Origin of the sequence: Oliverpabstia intestinalis (assembly GCF_009696065.1) — a bacterium.
Classification (GTDB): Bacteria; Bacillota; Clostridia; order Lachnospirales; family Lachnospiraceae; genus Oliverpabstia; species Oliverpabstia intestinalis.
The window spans coordinates 1-15,551 of sequence record NZ_VUMS01000016.1; the positions used below are offsets into that span (position 1 = coordinate 1).

Consider the following 15,551-nt stretch of genomic DNA (forward strand, 5'->3'; position numbering starts at 1 on the left):
GAATTTGGCATTAAAATTTCTTCTTTGTCTGGACATGATAATGGATCCTTTCTTTCATACTGGTTTAAGTATATCAGATTCATTAAAAACTGTCCGAAAAAGTGTCTTAATTTATGAGACCATTATACTTTTGCTTTCAACTCCTTGTTGTACTCTCGCATCAAATTGTAGGCATACGCTTTAGAAACACCAAGAATTGCACACACATCATCCACATCCATATACATTTTTTCCTGCACTATACTCATATCGCTTTATCCTCCTTCAAATATTGCTCAACATGTTCCAGACCATAGATCTTGTCCTCTACATAACGGGTTGGTACCCGACCGAGAATCACATAATAGTTTTTGCTTTCCAGATCGGCATTCATTCTTTCCACCACCCGGTAAGCAAACGAAACTGATAATCCAAAGAGTTCTGCAATGTCTTCCACTGATAAATACATTTTTCTCTTACGCATGAAACCATTCCTTTCCCTCTTCCTGTGGAATCTCACAAGTATCTTCCACTCCGTAGAAACGCTTCACAAAATACTTTGTCGGAACTTTTCCTCTAAGCGTCAGATATCCCTGTTCTTCCAGTTCCTTGTTCAGATTTCCGATGATCTCATAAGCCGATGTCTGTTTTACTTCCAGAAGTTCACAAATATCAGATGCCTTTAAAAATAATTTGTTCTGCATAATCAGTACCTCCTGTATTTTGAATATTTATCTCTTCATATACTCTGTACTGGCAGATGCAAAATCGGACATCATTTTCCGAAATTTATCAAATTTTCTTGTTTTTTAATTCTCCATCAGTGTGATTACTGTGTCATGGAGTTTAAGCTCATCGAAAGTAAAGAACCTTTCTGTGGTATCTGTTTTCTAAATGCAGGCAACAAAAAAACAGTCTGCCTTGACGAAAATCACTTCAATCAAAACAAACTGTTCTTCATATTTACTCTAATTTTATTTTATGAGAATAACCGATTTCACGAAATTTGCAGGTGAATCTGGAATATAAACAAGAGAAAAAAATAATTTTTAAACTCCATTTGCACTCCATTTGGTCTTTTCGACACCCCGCAAAGCCTTTATTTATGGGCTTTTCCGCGATTTTTCAAGCTACTCAAACTCGGCTCCATTGCGGCAAAACTTAACGGAATTAATTAATGTTTTGCTTACAATAAGCGAAGTTTTTATTTCTACTACATAATTTACGCTGGCTTTCCGATGAACTGTTGCCAGAATGTTGCCATGATACTCTATATATTTCTTTCTATTTTATCATCACGCCTTCCTTTTTATCATTATTGTCTACATATCTATATTCGCACATGTAATGAAGATATTCGTTTAGCTTATCTAACTCTAAATCTTTATGTTCCAAATCTAACGGATGAATACATATCTGTAAGTTCTCAGTTATCTTTCTTTCTTTTGCAGAAGCTACAAATGAAAAAATTATTTCCTGAATGACCTTTTTTCTAGAGGCTTCTTTAATTCCTGCTCTTCCTGTTCCCAATAACGGAATCGCTAGATTTTCAATATGTCCTCTACTCTCCAGATGACTCCAAAGCCCTTCTAATGCTATTTGTACATTTTCAAATTTTGTATTTACTGTTTTCCCATATTCATTAACATCTGCAATTGCCACAAAATAATAATGTTTTCCTGCATATGTAACTTTACTAACAGTACCTAAAGGATATTTTTTATCTTTACTATGTGTTCTATCAATTTTTTCATATGCATATCCTTCCAATCCTTTTTCAATCAAATTATCCAATGTCCCTATATTATTAGCAAAATATTTCTTTTGAAATTGTCCCTGCACACTACTAACACTAATAAACTCATCTTCCATTTTAGTATCAAATGTTGTATTTGTTGGGATTACTATTGCAGCCTTTGCATTTAACACATCGGATACTTGCAAATTAATTTTCACATCTGTTCCCTTTAAAAAATATTCATAGTTTAAGTAAACTTTATTTTTCCAAAAAGAAATAATTATACAACCACCAAGAATCCAAATAACATAGTCATGCATCCATGTGTAAATAATATTTGAATTAAACATTAACAATACACATTCTCCAACCGTTAATATAATACCTAACAATGTAAGGACATTTTCAATAATCTTCCAAAATCGTTGGATGGTAAATTTTAAAATATACTTTACTTTACAACCCCAGTTTCTTATATGTTTCATCTGAATAATAATATGCTCCTGTTTTTCCTTCTCTTTTTGCTTTTTGATTAAAATCCGGCCAGTTTTCAAGTGCATATTCCAAGATTTTTGCATTAAAACTAACATGAATCGCTAACTCATCTCTAATGATAGCTGGACATCTTTGTGAATCCATAGATCGTTTTCCATTTAAATTAACAACAATACATGGTAATTCTCGTTTAAGTGCCTCTTGAATTTCCCATCTTACATATTTATATAAATATCTTGTATGTTCACCTACTAAAAGCACAAAAATCTTAGTATTTCTAAATCGTTCTTGCAGCCCTCTTTTTATTGATTCTTCACTTTTATCCAATATTGTATTTATATCATGCGCATCATAAAAATTAAAAGATGTATTGTCATTTTGTCTCCACGCTTTCATCAAATAATAATAATGCAAATCATGATCTGCATCCATGGAAACATATACTTTATTTCTGTATGCCATTTTCAATCACTCCATTACATTTTTTGAGCAAGCTCCATTTTACTATATCCCATAACAACTAACATATCATCCAATGAATTTAATAGCATTTCTCTTGCCATCGGTACTAACTTCTGTTCTGCAATTTCATTATAATCATCTGGTAATTGATTCAATTCAAACACAATATCAGAAACTAATTCCATTCGTAATTCTTCATCTTTTGAACCAATATTTAATTCAATATTTAACAAAACAGTTTTATCTTCTTCATTTTTGGAAGTTTTCATCTTTGCTCTACATTCCATACTAAGTTCAAATTTCTTAGACAAATTTTGAGAAATATAAATATTGGCACTGATTATTTTCCGTTTTACAATTTTTGCACTAATTTCCTGCATATATTAAACTCTCCTTTTTAGACCATATCGGCTTGTCGTGATACATCGATGTTAAACTTGCATCGACATAACTTTCCCAATTCATTTGCTTCTTCCCATATGGTATATATATTACAGTTTCCTTTATATTTTCTTTTGACTCAAAAGACTGATTAATCGCCTTCATTACATATTGATTTAAAGTAATCTTCTGCTTAGCAGCCTCCAATGCTGCTTTTTTATGCATTTCTGGCGGTATTCTAATATTAAATGTTCCTTTAAATTCTTTATCCGGATTTTTCCCTATCTTTTCACACAACTCTAAATAATTATCGATACATTGCTCAAACATTTCTTTTAGTTCCGTAACTGATGTACCATGAAAATTCAAAGAATCGGTAATACCAAACACTTCTCCAACAAATATGTTATCTTCTGCATCATATTCCACAGATGCATGGTATCCTTTATATTCTAACATTGAATTCATCATATCACCTCTAACTTAATCTAATTCACCTATATCTTTTAAAAATTGTATAGTTTTATTAATTTGGTATCTATACAATTCATTTCCTGGATGCGGTTGATCAAACTGTAAAACTCTTTTTGTTTCATTATGCACAAACCCTATTCCTGAACCTCTACCTCCCGAAAATTTTTCACAATTACATTTACCCATCAGCAAATCTAGCTCTCTGGTTGTAAAGTTTTTAGGACTTGGTTTCCTACATAGTTTTTCAATCAAATCTTTTTTCTTAGGCATCTATAATTATCACCACCATCGATTCATTATATGCAACTATTTTTCAGTTGCTTAATTATACCACCCTTTTTTTCGTTTTTCAATCGCTTTCTGATAGCAATTTAAGTCTAATCATTTTTATCAACTTTAATCATGCAACACTCCTATCTACCAAACCAAACGGACACAAAAAAATAACCGTCCCAGCCTCGCAAACTGAACGGTTATTTTCTTAAATAATCATTATGTGGGCTAACCGTCTATCGGTAACACCTTTTCTATAAATTATATTAGCATCGAATTCTCAAATATGTCAAAACCTTTATTTGCATCTACCACATAACATTCGATGAGTATTTTTCCTTACTTGCCATAGATTTCTGGTTTCTTACTCTGATTATCATTCCGTCAGATTATAAATCAATCGTCATTTTTATATGTGGCATTTTGACTTTTACATGTCGCGGGTAAACATTTTTGTACCTGTATATGCTTAATACGATACCAATGAGCCCATATGAAACAACAATATAACTTCCACCTGCAGATAAGAATGGAAGAAATGTCGTTGTTGGCGGAAATGCCCCTAAATTTTCTAATACATTTATCAGAAAACTTACAAGGAAAATCATGCCACATCCACATCCCATCATCATACCTAATTGGTTCTTCTGTTTCAAAGCTGTTCCAAAAACAAAAAGTATTAAAACAGTTAAGACACAGCATACAAGTATCGCTACGATCATTCCGTATGTAGATGACAAATACGTTAGCAGATAGTCTGCATTAAACCCGGGCAATTTTTCCGAAACATCTGCTCCACTACTTCCTATCATTTTATTTGTGTTCAAAAATGAACGTATTGTTGCAGTCAAATAATTTGCATCTCCAGTGTTAGAAACAAATGCCTGTATACGTGCTTTCTGGTATGACGCCAGGACATTTCCAAAATACATCCCAAAGAAACTCACAACTGGCAGAACCATAAAAATCCCCCATAATCCGGCTATCGTTTTTTTCTTCGGAATGATAAACCAGTCTTTCAAAACAGCTATTGTCAACATCACAAGCATCGATATCATCATCAAACCTGCTGTCATTGTGGCAGGCATCCGCATGACAAAAAGAATCGGCAGTACCATCCAAGCTACTGCTTTTACGAATCCCTTATAGCCTAATCCATGATACTGGTAAATGACTCCCCCGTAAATCGGAACATAGAACAACATCAATGCCTGTATGGATATGACCCTTCCACCAATATTCATGTAATATGTCATACCATTTATGCTAACTCCAAAAAACAAGGTTAGTAAACATGTCGCCAATAATATAACAGCAATCAACTTAGAATATCTTGCTAATAATGTATAGTCCATAAAATATAAGACCATCATGACTACAATTCCCACCAATACATGAATCACATATCTACTGGAAGCAAATGCATCTGCCCCATCCATATGCGTTGCAATCATTATATGCGTCACAATTCCAGCTACACTAATTAAAGCGATCATAAAAAGCAACTTCCATGCAATCTGAGGCTTATGAATCCGGTCAAGTGAAATCCCCGCCTCGACCGGATCCCCCATATCCTTAACAGCCTCTTTTTCTGCACTCTCGTAGTTCATGCCAGCATGGATGTTTGCCTCAATCTGCTCTTCCATATGATTCTGCAATTCCTGTCGTATATATGGTCTAGCCTTCTTGCAGCGAATTTGTTCTAGCAATGTCTTCAAATATTCATCCATAAATCACACCTCCAATGCAAGAACATTCGATACTGCTGCCGAATACTCTCTCCATTCTTCGGTTTTCTTCTCCAGAAGTTTTCCTCCCTGTTTTGTCAGACTATAATACTTTCTGGTTTTTCCGCCAAATTCTTGTTCATATACCACCAATAAGCCCTTTTCTTCAAGGCTGTGCAACAATGGATATAATGTCCCGGCCTTTAATTCAAACACATTCTGAGATTTTTGGCGTAATGTATCTATCATCTCATAGCCATACATGTCCTTTTCAGATAACAGTTTCAAAATAAGCATTGTCATGCTTCCGGAAACTAATGATTTTTCAATAGCCATAAACTTCATCCTCCTTATGTAGGTAATCTATATATCGGTTATCTATATAATATGCAGATAAACATTATCTGTCAAGACTTTTTATCATATTATAAGCAATCTCTATTATGAATTTTTTGTTGCCTAACATAATCTACATTTTGCCCCTGTCGTTTTTTCTCCTCCAACCGTTCATGAATACTTCTTTTCTGTCCGGTACTTTTCTGCACATCCCATGCTCGCATATTGCTCACATTTGCCGGAATCGTCAGATACAGTTTCTCCCGTTTGAACTCCTGAGCATCCCATTCCTTCTGAGCCTGTTGAACTTTCTTTAATTCCACTCTTGCAGCCTTCATTGCCTTTGTAACTTCCAGTGCATTTTGATATCCATGCTGAGCCGGTATTAAATCCAGTGTATCTTTTGCCTTTTCCAGTTGAGCTTTCTTCGCATCAATCTTTCCTTCCAGTTCTTTCCGCTCTTTTTTGTGGAACCATTTCTTTTTTACTTCCTTCAAATCTTTTTCCAGTTTCACGACGGCTTTTTCAATGGCATAAATCTTCTGTTCCTGCTTTTTCATCTTATTAAGGATCTGTTGTAATCTCATAACCTCTGCTTCCTGCTTTTCCGAGGCAGGACGTTCTCCTTTCGGTTTTGCTGGAAGTGGTTCTGGAGTAATATCAATCCTTACATCATGAGCAAGCAATGGATTCCCTTCCGAATCTCTATCGCAGTATTTCGTCTCCCGCAGAAATTCTACAAATCCCCTTAGGTATCCGACTGCTTTCTGAAGAATTACGGTAAATAATTTCGGATCCTGTCCATGTTCCCGGAGTGACTCCGCCACCGGTTCATCAATCTGTGATTGCTTTGCCATCATCACTTCTACTTCTGATGCACCTGTAAGTAATGCCCGGTCTACATTCCGGTTCCATTCCTGCCGGAGATAATTATCTGCCCTGATCTCCGCTTCTTTGGGATTGTTTTTCCCAATCTTCTTGGTAGCAAGATAAGGACCGCCTTTCTGAAATACCTGCAACTTCTCATTTTCATCTTTCACAATCTCATTGATGGCATCCGTCATGACCTGCTTCATATTTTCAAGAAACGCATTGGACTTAAATTCCTCTTTCTTGGGTTGAAAGAAATTCGTCTCATACACTTCCCTTTTTTTGATGATCTTACATCCGGGTCGGAGATTTCCGTCTTCATCTAGGATTTCCTTTTTCGTCCGCACATGCTTTCCCTTTTCATTATAGAACATATTTCTGCTGGCAATTTTCCACTCCACTTCCTGCCGAATCTCCCGCTCGGAAAAAATTAGGTGAATATGCAGATTGGTTTTGCTCTTATTGTGGTGCAATGCTGCGCAGCATCCCACATCATATTTCTCTAAGAAAACCGAAGTTATATACTTCAGCAACAGTTCATGGTCATACTCGATCAGGCTCGGCGGTAACATGATAATCAATTCCCTGGCTTCAATACATGTTCCCTCCGTTCCACTTTTTGCAAAGTCCCGCTGATTTTGATCCGAAAGCAGATCCCAGTAATGATCTTCTACATTGGAAAAGACTGCATACAAGTTCTCCTGTCGCTTGGGGCTGCTGATATAATCCACTCTGCCTTTCACATCATGCAGCTTGCTTTCCATCACAAAGCTATGATTTCGTCTGTTCACAATACCTCCTTTCCGCCCGGATACGCTACCAAAGAAAATCGTCATCGGAATGGACCTTCATGGCATTCTCAAGTCATGCAAAAACGCCCCTGCGAGGCCCTCCGGGAGGACGAAAGACACAGAGTATAAGCTTTAGCTTGTGCGATGGGTGTATTTCGCTCTCAATCGCCGAGGGCTCTTTTTGTCATACCCGGATGATTCTATATGTGCTGATGATTAATTTTTTCTGACTGACGCATCCGCCATTTTTATTGATGCCCGTTTCCGGGCTGTTTCTCATTTCTGCTTTGTTTTCAAAGTTTTTTCGCTCCTGTTCACACCTTCTTGTTCACATTTCGCCCGGATTTTTGTGAACAGAAACCTGTGAACAGAGCTCAAAACATTTTAAAAGTAATCTTTAATCAAATGGTATTTCCATGTTCTCATCCACTTTCATGAATCCTTCCTCATCTTTTTTCGATTGAATCCGTTTCCATGATCTCTGCGTTCCGATTGCCCCACCAAACCTATGATTGCCATGTTTCGTCCAGCCGATGATCTCATTGTCCATCAGATTACCAATTTCTTTTGACTGCCATTTTGGAACGATACCTTCCTGATGAAATACCTGCTGATAGATAATCGTAGAACAGACATAATCTTCTTCATACGAATCAAGAAATGCCTGTATCATACCTGTCTGAGTGTCCTCCGGCATGAATTCTCTCTGAAGCAGCTTAACGTGATCCTCCATCTCCGGTGAAAAAGTCAGCGGATAATTTCCGCTTCGATAGATTTCCATTGCCTCTGCCCATGCCTGGATAATGTATAATCTGGATTCCGCTTCATTTTCATAAATGGTGGTTTCCGCTTTTTCCGGAAATACCCTGACCGGAGCAAATCTCCGGTTTCCAGTACGGTCAAATGGAAGGAAATTCAGGTCGTTGGAAGTACCGCAAAAGACACACTGACGATACCTGTCCTCTGCCCGTCTTTCATAGGGAATCCGGTAAATATCCTTCTGTCGGCTCAGGAAAGATTTCGTCTCTTCAATACTCTTGGCATTTGCCACCGCATTCATTTCTGACATTTCCACAATCCAGTGTCCTTGCAGATACTCATAAACTTTCTTATCATCGATCCGTTTCATATCGTCCGTAAACCACTCATCTTTGATTGCCAGATATCGGAAAAACGTAGATTTTCCGGTTCCCTGCCCGCCGACCAGGCAGAGCATAATGTCGTATTTTGCTCCCGGCTCATACAGCCTGCGTATGGCTCCCATCATGTGCATCTTCATCACTTCCCCGGTATATCCAATATCCTCTGCCCCGAAAAAATGTGTCAGCATATGCTGAATTCTTGGAGTCCCATCCCATTTCAGGCTCTCCAGATATTCCAGGATCGGATGGAAGCTGTTTTCATTTGCCACAATATCGATTGCCTTTGTGATTACACGGTCACTGGTCAATCCATAGTTCTTTTCCAGATATAAAGCCAGATTGTTCATATCCGTATCGGTCATATGGACGCCACGTCTTTTCCATGGCATTTTCTTCATGATGTCAATCTGACACGTCATTTCATTTCTGCAGATGGCTCCTTTCAGACAGGAATCATGCTCCAACGCATATTTGCAGTTCTGAATGGACTGCCGGATTTTCCCCTTTTCTGTGACATCCAGACGATTTCTGATATCCTCCACTGTCAGAAGCTCCGTTTCCACAATCTCCTCTAAATTCTGCAAGGACTCCTCGCTCATATTCTGCAACTCTCTGTTCATACCGCTTCACCTCCTCCCGTCCGTTCTGGAAAAATCCAGAACCTCTTCGTCAGTTCCAAACATCAGCATGTCCGCCATATAACTGACCTTGCTTTCATTCTGTAAGGCTTCTGCAAATAATGGATGCCATTCCTCTTCCGCAGATTCCGGCTTGTAAAATTCCTTCCAGAATTCCATCCACCGTAAATACCGGAGCAACACATCCGAAGCATACTTCGCCCATTGCTCAATCTTTTTCTGTACGAATTGCATCCGTTCTTCTTTCGTCAGAACCTTCTCTTTTTTCTTAACTTCCAGTTTTCGGTTTCTATTTGCCCCAGATGTCCCGATTGAAAGATTCAGAGAAAAATCATCATTGATCTTCTTCGCTGCTTCCAGTTGCGATAATCCAAACAGCACCGCCACATAATTGACTGCATCTCCTTTGGCTCCACAGGCGAAGCAATAATAATTCCGGTCAATCTTCATACTGGGGTGTTTATCATTATGAAACGGACAGCACGCCATCCCGTTCCGGCTCACTTTTAACCCATATCTTTCTGCCACCTGCCTTGCGGTGACACGTTCTTTCATTTCCTGAAAAATGTTCATGTACGTCCTCCTGTATCCTTTGTTATCAAATTCCGTAATTTTCCCTCTTTCCGTCACAGGAGAACTTTGCTATACTACACATAAAGCTATATGCGTATAGGCAGACTTCTCCCGTAAGGATTGAGTTTTGTCTATGAGGCTTTACCAGAGCCTGCATAAGTTTTTAAGCGTGTGAGAAATGTCCTTGTTACCAGCAGGGGCATTTTCCTTTTTTAGGGATGTTCCGGGGATTCCACATGCTGCGGTTCCTCCTTCATCCCATTTAGCGTCACAGCAACCATCTGGATAGTCTGAAGAAGTTCTTCATTTTCTTCACTGCACACTTCCAACCGTTTCAGTTCCCCGTAAATCTGCTGCATCTGATTTTTCAGAGCTTTGTACACTCTCGGATTTCCCTGCACAGTCACTTCCCAGTCCATTAACTTTCTCAGGATGTACTCCTGTTTGCTAAGCCCGGATAACGCCACCATGCGGTCAATCATTTTTGCTTCTTCCTCGGATACCCGGAATCCCACTGTCCGGTTTCTCCATCGTCCTTTTGCATCTAACGTTCTCTCCATCAGATTTCATCCTCCTTCTCCATCCGCTCCACATCCAGTTTATTCGCCATCTCCGTCTGTACCGTTGGAAACAAATGTGCATACCGATACGTGATTTTTTCTGCTTCATGCCCCACACGGTTTCCAATGGCAAGAGCAGTAAATCCCATATGAATCAGCAGGGAAACATGGCTGTGGCGGAGATCGTGGATTCGGATAATCGGAACTCCTGTCTCTTTGCATCCCCGTTCCATTTCATGTTTCAGATAAGATTTAGAAAACGGGAAAATACGCTGATCCGATGCCAATGAATAATACATCTGAAAATAGTCCAGCATTTCTTCACAGAGAAACTCCGGCATCACAACGATCCGATTACTTTTTGCTGTCTTTGGCGAAGTAATAATATCCTGCTTTTTCATCCGGTGATACGTTTTATTGATCCGTACCGTCTGTTTCTCAAAATCAAAATCTGATCGTGTAAGGGCAAGCAACTCCCCTTCCCGAATTCCGGTCCAGTACAACATCTCAAAGGCATAATAGGATCTGGGCTTGTCCATCATTGCCTCAGCAAATATCAGATACTGTTCCTTTGTCCAGAATTTCATTTCCTTTGGAACCTCTTTTCCCATACTTCCTGCCTGTCTTGCCGGATTTCTGGGCAGATTATAATAGTTCACCGCATGATTGAAAATTGCTGTAAGCTGTGCCTGAATCGTTTTCAGATAATCCACGGAATAGGGCTTGCCCTTTTCATCCCGGTATGCCATCATCTCATTCTGCCAGGCAATCACATCTGCCACGGTAATCTCGTTGATTTTCCGTTTTCCAAAGTAAGGAAGGATTTTTGTCCGCACAATGTGGCTTTTCGTCTCAAATGTACTTTCCTTCACCCTCTGGCGTTTATACTCGGAATAAATCTCATAAAAACTCTCAAACGTCATATCCAGCTTATTTCCTTTTCGGAGCATCATCTCATGCTCCCATGCAGTCGCTTCCCGTTTGGTCTTGAAGCCACGTTTCTGCGTCTGTTTTCTTTCCCCGGTAAAATCGGTGTACCGGAACACCACTCTCCATGTACCTTTGTCTTTTTCCTGATAGACAGCCATCTTAAGTACCTCCTATTTTTCTTCATAAAACAACTTTTTCTTGAAATAATTGGCATCCACACGCCCCGGCACTGTAATCAGTCCCATTCCGCTGAGTTCTTTATTCAGCTGGCGGATAATCTGGTATGCCTTTGACTGCTTGACCTGTAAAATATCCATTACCTCTTCTGCAGTCAGAAACCCATTCTTTAATTCAGACATTCCATTCACCTCCTTCCGCATCATCTTCGAGGAAAAACCCCTCTACTTATCCAAATTTTCAAGACATCTTATACAACCTCGCTTTCAAATTTTCTTTAACTTAACTTTATTCAGTTAAGTTTTAAACGTATTATATTAACTCTTTTCCGTTAAGTCAAGTGATTTAAACATCAGTAATTAAATTTTTTTGTTTAAGTTTATATTGCGTCTTATTTTTCCATATGCTATACTGATTTAAATAAATATCGTTAACCACCAGTTCCTATTCATTGCACCACCGTAGGAACTTATATTCAAAAATGAATAAAAGATTTCAGGAAAAGGAGAGATTCCTATGGCATTTGGAAAACGTATTAAATTTTTCAGAAACAGAAAAGGTATGAAACAGAAGGAGCTTGGCGAACTTCTTGGGTTCCTTGGAAAGACTTCGGATGTCCGTGTGGCGCAGTACGAGACAGAAGCCAGAACCCCTAAAGCTGATCTGGTCAAAGAAATGGCACAGATCTTCGGTGTAAGCACCAGAGCCATCAATGTCCCGAACATTGACTCCTATCTCGGTCTCATGCACACCCTCTTTGCACTGGAAGATATGTATGGCATTAAGATCGGAGAAATTGACGGAGAACTCTGCCTCCGACTTGACCGGGAACAAAAAGAATATCAGCATCTGTTTGAACCTTTTCATGCATGGCAGCAAATGGCTGCAAAACTGGAAGCCGGAGAGATCAGCCAGGAAGAATACGATAACTGGCGATATAACTATCCGGAATTGGACACCTCTGAGATTCGGGCAAAGATTCCGTCTCAGGAACTCTCTGACGAACTCATCAAGGCTCTGAAAAAAGAGAATCAATAAAGAAATGTAAAAAGAAAAAACCTTACTGACTACTCTTTCCAATTTTGGAAACAGTTCATCAGTAAGGTTTTTATGTTATAGAAATATAATTTTATTCAACGGATATTGCAAGAACGTTGCCAATCCGTTGCCAAAAAATAACGGAATTTGCTTGGAAACCGCATAAATACTTGGTCTATTTTTGCAAAATCTTATTCAAACTCGCAAATGAGTTTTTGTCACTATACAATTTTGTATAGGCGTTATGGTTCTATCTGGTTTTATATGTGTTCCACTATCCTTAGTCCACGGACTGTACTGAACGGTGTTATCAATTTGTTATCATATTTCTGTTATCAATCAAAAATTCTTGTAATATCCTGATACCGATTGATGACACGATAAATTTCTACATACTCGTTGCTTACCTTGTAGATAATCACATAATCTTCCCATATCGCATATTTATAGTCTGTCCGAAAGCTGACTCGCTTTGAAAGGTCTGAACCCATTCCCGGAAACATCTGGAGATTCTCAAATTTACCATAAATTTCCTTTATAGTCTTTGCGGCATATTCTTCACTATCTTCAGCGATGTAATCCCGGATATTCTTCAGGTCCTTTGCAACAATCGGGTTAATCCGTAATTTTAACATCTTATTCCCCCACAAGTGCCTTCAGTTCATCTAACTCCAGCCATCCCTCGCCGTCTTTCACTGCTTCTTCGGCTTCCTGCAGCTTCATTAAAAGCTTCTTTTCCGCACGATCACGTTCATAATCTTCAAAATCCATAACCACAAAACGTCCTCTACCATTCTTGGTAAGATATACAGGCTCGCCTTTATGGCAGTTCTTCAGGACTTCGTTATAATTTCTCAAATCAGATACTGGTAAAATACTTGCCATATTCTTTCAGCTCCTTCCTTGATTTTATATTGTTTCTGCTACTTATATTATACACAAAAAGCTGTAAAATTCAACGTGAATTTTTACAGCTTTCTATTATAACTATTCCTATTTTTTAATTCGACAAACTTGAAGTTGTAGGGGACAATACCTGATCAGCCTGCCTTGGCTTGTTTATAAAGGAGACCACTTTTGATCAGTAATAGCAGAAAAGCAACTATTATTGCATATGGTTCTTTCATCATTGCCAAAAACAAAACATCGATAACACTGCATCCTATAGACAATGCAGTAATCACCTTTTTGCCTTTTTCAAATTTGAAATAGACCATCAATATTTTCACAATCCCGATAATCGTTAAAGTGATGAACATTATCCAATAAATGGTAATAATCCATTTATTATTATCTACATACTCAAAAAGATTTACCGAATAGATATAACCATTGACCGGCTTGGGATACAGCGGAAGAAAAATAAGCATCAAAGAAAGCAAGTCAACAAATCCCCATAATAAGTCACATACACTATTGAGATTTGATTTGTTTTCTTTTTCTGCAATCAAAATCAACTGTTCTCCAGATAACAGATCATCAATCGACACAGAAAAATATCGAGATATTTCCTTTAATGAATCTATGCTCGGATATCCTCTTCCGGATTCCCATTTTGAAATTGCAGTTCTAGATACAAATAATGCCGCAGCCAGTTCTTCTTGTGTCATTCCCCGGCTTTTTCTTAATTCCTGAAGTTTTTCATGAAATTCCAAAACCTCCACCCCTTGCTCGTTTTATTTATTCTTTATTGACAGTATAACCGCTCCCTGATAAATAGAAAATAATCCAATGCTTAACAATACGCCACCTACAATATCCGTGAGCCAATGTACTCCCGAAATCAATCTGCCAATAACCATGAATGCCGAAAAAGCGATTGTTACAATCGTTATCACTTTTTTGACTGCAATGCTTGACAGCCTGCGCTGAGTCTGTTCGATCAAAGTCGGCATCACACACAATACCAATAGTGTAGTTGATGATGGATAAGATGCCTCCATTACTCCGTTAATTAAAATAGGTCTGTAATTGATTGGAATCATCTCAAAAAATATATATGCCAGGATCACGACAATATAATAAATACCCAGAATAATGATATCCGGATCCACCTTGAAAAGACTTCTTTTCTTAATCAACTGAACTAGTCCCACACCTGCAAAGATCAGGCATACTACGACAGGCACCAGCCCCATCCAATCAGTAATCGAATAAATCATCATGTGTACGCCTGTGAAGCGGTGAAACCAGCAATTGAGTGTTGCAAATCCAATATTCGTTCCGTTTTGACCATGAGGCTGCACATCTACCATCTGGATCAAAACTGTCCATAATACAAAAGTTGCAATGAATATTCCTCCAAATAGTAAATTCTTCATTCCGTTCTTTTTCATCATTCTACGTCCTTTCTATATGGGTTTGTCTTTTCGACACATTCACCTTATCAAAAAACATAAAATGATGATAGAATCGCTCGGTCACATACGTGATACGATTCGTATCATACCCGTAAATGCTTGTTTTTTCAGTATTTCCTTCTGATTATCTATCCCTGCAAATCCGGATTTATCTTTTAGCATTCTATCATGTTCTATTCTGAAATTCCACTCTTACATTTACAAAGAGTCGCCTTTCGGCAGCCCTCTTAACTTATATATAAACGATCTCTTTCAGTACAATTTTTTCAGCACTTGTTCTGATATTATTCATCAACCCGACCCACTTCATCTGATCCCGTATCTTCAATGTTTCTGTCACACTCTGTTCTTCTGCCATCTGCTTCATTAACATTTCGACCTGCTCTCTTGCATCCCGATCAATCTGATTCAGATGTTCAGTCAGCTTTCCAGTCAATAACAGGCACTGATATCTTGCTGGTCTATACTCTTTCAGATATTGTTTCCGCAACATTCCATATTTCCCATATGTCGGTTCTTCCTCATTCAGCACCAGACCCGGCAAATAGTAATCTCCATGCAAGGTATAGCTTAATCCGTTCTTTTCATCATAAATGTGTTTTTTCAT

At 38.2% G+C, this 15,551-nt stretch carries 22 protein-coding genes; 1 reads left to right on the plus strand and 21 read right to left on the minus strand.

Annotated features, from left to right (window positions below; all coding sequences use genetic code 11):
• Positions 1-122 precede the first annotated feature (122 nt).
• The 16 genes from FYJ57_RS09530 to FYJ57_RS09605 all read right to left on the minus strand — a co-directional run bounded on the left by FYJ57_RS09530 (position 123) and on the right by FYJ57_RS09605 (position 11,728).
• Positions 123-248, minus strand: coding sequence for a MerR family transcriptional regulator (locus FYJ57_RS09530; RefSeq protein WP_235904527.1), 126 nt, complete (start codon positions 246-248; stop codon positions 123-125).
• Positions 245-463, minus strand: coding sequence for a hypothetical protein (locus tag FYJ57_RS09535; protein ID WP_008705328.1), 219 nt, complete (start codon positions 461-463; stop codon positions 245-247). The genes FYJ57_RS09530 and FYJ57_RS09535 overlap by 4 nt, the downstream gene beginning before the upstream one ends.
• Positions 456-683 (minus strand): DNA-binding protein, encoded by a 228-nt coding sequence (locus tag FYJ57_RS09540; protein ID WP_154432470.1) that lies wholly within the window; start codon positions 681-683, stop codon positions 456-458. The genes FYJ57_RS09535 and FYJ57_RS09540 overlap by 8 nt, the downstream gene beginning before the upstream one ends.
• 580 nt (positions 684-1,263) lie before the next feature.
• Entirely contained in the window at positions 1,264-2,202 is a 939-nt protein-coding gene (locus FYJ57_RS09545; RefSeq protein WP_154432471.1) for a macro domain-containing protein, read from the minus strand.
• Positions 2,174-2,674 (minus strand): TIR domain-containing protein, encoded by a 501-nt coding sequence (locus tag FYJ57_RS09550; protein WP_154432472.1) that lies wholly within the window; start codon positions 2,672-2,674, stop codon positions 2,174-2,176. The genes FYJ57_RS09545 and FYJ57_RS09550 overlap by 29 nt, the downstream gene beginning before the upstream one ends.
• 14 nt (positions 2,675-2,688) lie before the next feature.
• On the minus strand, positions 2,689-3,054 hold the full coding sequence (locus FYJ57_RS09555) for a hypothetical protein (RefSeq protein ID WP_154432473.1): 366 nt from the start codon (positions 3,052-3,054) through the stop codon (positions 2,689-2,691).
• Positions 3,041-3,526: a type II toxin-antitoxin system HicB family antitoxin gene (locus FYJ57_RS09560; RefSeq protein ID WP_205839947.1), complete on the minus strand. Its 486-nt coding sequence runs from the start codon at positions 3,524-3,526 to the stop codon at positions 3,041-3,043. The genes FYJ57_RS09555 and FYJ57_RS09560 overlap by 14 nt, the downstream gene beginning before the upstream one ends.
• Before the next feature lie 12 nt (positions 3,527-3,538).
• On the minus strand, positions 3,539-3,799 hold the full coding sequence (locus tag FYJ57_RS09565; RefSeq protein ID WP_154432474.1) for a type II toxin-antitoxin system HicA family toxin: 261 nt from the start codon (positions 3,797-3,799) through the stop codon (positions 3,539-3,541).
• 392 nt (positions 3,800-4,191) lie between these two features.
• Positions 4,192-5,532, minus strand: coding sequence for an FtsW/RodA/SpoVE family cell cycle protein (locus FYJ57_RS09570; RefSeq protein WP_154432475.1), 1,341 nt, complete (start codon positions 5,530-5,532; stop codon positions 4,192-4,194).
• A gap of 3 nt (positions 5,533-5,535) precedes the next feature.
• Positions 5,536-5,865, minus strand: a complete 330-nt coding sequence (locus FYJ57_RS09575) for a PadR family transcriptional regulator (protein WP_154432476.1) — start codon at positions 5,863-5,865, stop codon at positions 5,536-5,538.
• Between the two features lie 89 nt (positions 5,866-5,954).
• A complete protein-coding gene (locus FYJ57_RS09580) occupies positions 5,955-7,526 on the minus strand; it encodes a MobA/MobL family protein (RefSeq protein WP_205839948.1) in 1,572 nt (523 codons plus the stop codon).
• A gap of 397 nt (positions 7,527-7,923) precedes the next feature.
• Positions 7,924-9,267 (minus strand): virulence-associated E family protein, encoded by a 1,344-nt coding sequence (locus FYJ57_RS09585; RefSeq protein WP_154432522.1) that lies wholly within the window; start codon positions 9,265-9,267, stop codon positions 7,924-7,926.
• 27 nt (positions 9,268-9,294) lie between these two features.
• Positions 9,295-9,879, minus strand: a complete 585-nt coding sequence (locus FYJ57_RS09590; protein ID WP_154432478.1) for a CHC2 zinc finger domain-containing protein — start codon at positions 9,877-9,879, stop codon at positions 9,295-9,297.
• Positions 9,880-10,091: 212 nt separating this feature from the next.
• Positions 10,092-10,439, minus strand: coding sequence for a plasmid mobilization protein (locus tag FYJ57_RS09595; RefSeq protein ID WP_118380867.1), 348 nt, complete (start codon positions 10,437-10,439; stop codon positions 10,092-10,094).
• Positions 10,439-11,527 carry a site-specific integrase gene (locus tag FYJ57_RS09600; RefSeq protein ID WP_154432479.1) on the minus strand — a complete coding sequence of 363 codons (1,089 nt, stop codon included), beginning with the start codon at positions 11,525-11,527 and terminating at the stop codon, positions 10,439-10,441. The genes FYJ57_RS09595 and FYJ57_RS09600 overlap by 1 nt, the downstream gene beginning before the upstream one ends.
• A 12-nt stretch (positions 11,528-11,539) precedes the next feature.
• Positions 11,540-11,728, minus strand: coding sequence for a hypothetical protein (locus tag FYJ57_RS09605; RefSeq protein WP_087175032.1), 189 nt, complete (start codon positions 11,726-11,728; stop codon positions 11,540-11,542).
• A gap of 334 nt (positions 11,729-12,062) precedes the next feature.
• Between FYJ57_RS09605 and FYJ57_RS09610 the strand changes: the two genes are divergently transcribed.
• The gene (locus FYJ57_RS09610; RefSeq protein WP_154432480.1) at positions 12,063-12,584 is read left to right on the plus strand and encodes a helix-turn-helix domain-containing protein; all 522 of its coding nucleotides are present in this window, start codon (positions 12,063-12,065) and stop codon (positions 12,582-12,584) included.
• 335 nt (positions 12,585-12,919) lie between these two features.
• Here FYJ57_RS09610 and FYJ57_RS09615 read toward each other — a convergent pair whose 3' ends face one another.
• The 5 genes from FYJ57_RS09615 to FYJ57_RS09635 all read right to left on the minus strand — a co-directional run bounded on the left by FYJ57_RS09615 (position 12,920) and on the right by FYJ57_RS09635 (position 15,551).
• Positions 12,920-13,219 carry a type II toxin-antitoxin system RelE/ParE family toxin gene (locus FYJ57_RS09615; protein WP_055262129.1) on the minus strand — a complete coding sequence of 100 codons (300 nt, stop codon included), beginning with the start codon at positions 13,217-13,219 and terminating at the stop codon, positions 12,920-12,922.
• A 1-nt stretch (position 13,220) separates the two neighbouring features.
• On the minus strand, positions 13,221-13,469 hold the full coding sequence (locus FYJ57_RS09620; RefSeq protein ID WP_055262131.1) for a type II toxin-antitoxin system prevent-host-death family antitoxin: 249 nt from the start codon (positions 13,467-13,469) through the stop codon (positions 13,221-13,223).
• 155 nt (positions 13,470-13,624) lie between these two features.
• On the minus strand, positions 13,625-14,239 hold the full coding sequence (locus FYJ57_RS09625; protein WP_055261444.1) for a helix-turn-helix domain-containing protein: 615 nt from the start codon (positions 14,237-14,239) through the stop codon (positions 13,625-13,627).
• A 21-nt stretch (positions 14,240-14,260) separates the two neighbouring features.
• A complete protein-coding gene (locus tag FYJ57_RS09630; protein ID WP_055261446.1) occupies positions 14,261-14,923 on the minus strand; it encodes a phosphatase PAP2 family protein in 663 nt (220 codons plus the stop codon).
• Positions 14,924-15,176: 253 nt separating this feature from the next.
• Positions 15,177-15,551 (minus strand): TnpV protein, encoded by a 375-nt coding sequence (locus tag FYJ57_RS09635; protein WP_055261448.1) that lies wholly within the window; start codon positions 15,549-15,551, stop codon positions 15,177-15,179.

What these genes read in the sequence shown, in the direction of transcription:
- FYJ57_RS09530 (WP_235904527.1), bottom strand. Translation starts at nt 248, where the DNA reads ATGAGTATAGTGCAGGAAAAAATGTATATGGATGTGGATGATGTGTGT.
- FYJ57_RS09535 (WP_008705328.1), bottom strand. Translation starts at nt 463, where the DNA reads ATGCGTAAGAGAAAAATGTATTTATCAGTGGAAGACATTGCAGAACTC.
- FYJ57_RS09540 (WP_154432470.1), bottom strand. Translation starts at nt 683, where the DNA reads ATGCAGAACAAATTATTTTTAAAGGCATCTGATATTTGTGAACTTCTG.
- FYJ57_RS09545 (WP_154432471.1), bottom strand. Translation starts at nt 2,202, where the DNA reads ATGAAACATATAAGAAACTGGGGTTGTAAAGTAAAGTATATTTTAAAA.
- FYJ57_RS09550 (WP_154432472.1), bottom strand. Translation starts at nt 2,674, where the DNA reads ATGGCATACAGAAATAAAGTATATGTTTCCATGGATGCAGATCATGAT.
- FYJ57_RS09555 (WP_154432473.1), bottom strand. Translation starts at nt 3,054, where the DNA reads ATGCAGGAAATTAGTGCAAAAATTGTAAAACGGAAAATAATCAGTGCC.
- FYJ57_RS09560 (WP_205839947.1), bottom strand. Translation starts at nt 3,526, where the DNA reads ATGATGAATTCAATGTTAGAATATAAAGGATACCATGCATCTGTGGAA.
- FYJ57_RS09565 (WP_154432474.1), bottom strand. Translation starts at nt 3,799, where the DNA reads ATGCCTAAGAAAAAAGATTTGATTGAAAAACTATGTAGGAAACCAAGT.
- FYJ57_RS09570 (WP_154432475.1), bottom strand. Translation starts at nt 5,532, where the DNA reads ATGGATGAATATTTGAAGACATTGCTAGAACAAATTCGCTGCAAGAAG.
- FYJ57_RS09575 (WP_154432476.1), bottom strand. Translation starts at nt 5,865, where the DNA reads ATGGCTATTGAAAAATCATTAGTTTCCGGAAGCATGACAATGCTTATT.
- FYJ57_RS09585 (WP_154432522.1), bottom strand. Translation starts at nt 9,267, where the DNA reads ATGAGCGAGGAGTCCTTGCAGAATTTAGAGGAGATTGTGGAAACGGAG.
- FYJ57_RS09590 (WP_154432478.1), bottom strand. Translation starts at nt 9,879, where the DNA reads ATGAACATTTTTCAGGAAATGAAAGAACGTGTCACCGCAAGGCAGGTG.
- FYJ57_RS09595 (WP_118380867.1), bottom strand. Translation starts at nt 10,439, where the DNA reads ATGGAGAGAACGTTAGATGCAAAAGGACGATGGAGAAACCGGACAGTG.
- FYJ57_RS09600 (WP_154432479.1), bottom strand. Translation starts at nt 11,527, where the DNA reads ATGGCTGTCTATCAGGAAAAAGACAAAGGTACATGGAGAGTGGTGTTC.
- FYJ57_RS09605 (WP_087175032.1), bottom strand. Translation starts at nt 11,728, where the DNA reads ATGTCTGAATTAAAGAATGGGTTTCTGACTGCAGAAGAGGTAATGGAT.
- FYJ57_RS09610 (WP_154432480.1), top strand. Translation starts at nt 12,063, where the DNA reads ATGGCATTTGGAAAACGTATTAAATTTTTCAGAAACAGAAAAGGTATG.
- FYJ57_RS09615 (WP_055262129.1), bottom strand. Translation starts at nt 13,219, where the DNA reads ATGTTAAAATTACGGATTAACCCGATTGTTGCAAAGGACCTGAAGAAT.
- FYJ57_RS09620 (WP_055262131.1), bottom strand. Translation starts at nt 13,469, where the DNA reads ATGGCAAGTATTTTACCAGTATCTGATTTGAGAAATTATAACGAAGTC.
- FYJ57_RS09630 (WP_055261446.1), bottom strand. Translation starts at nt 14,923, where the DNA reads ATGATGAAAAAGAACGGAATGAAGAATTTACTATTTGGAGGAATATTC.
- FYJ57_RS09635 (WP_055261448.1), bottom strand. Translation starts at nt 15,551, where the DNA reads ATGAAAAAACACATTTATGATGAAAAGAACGGATTAAGCTATACCTTG.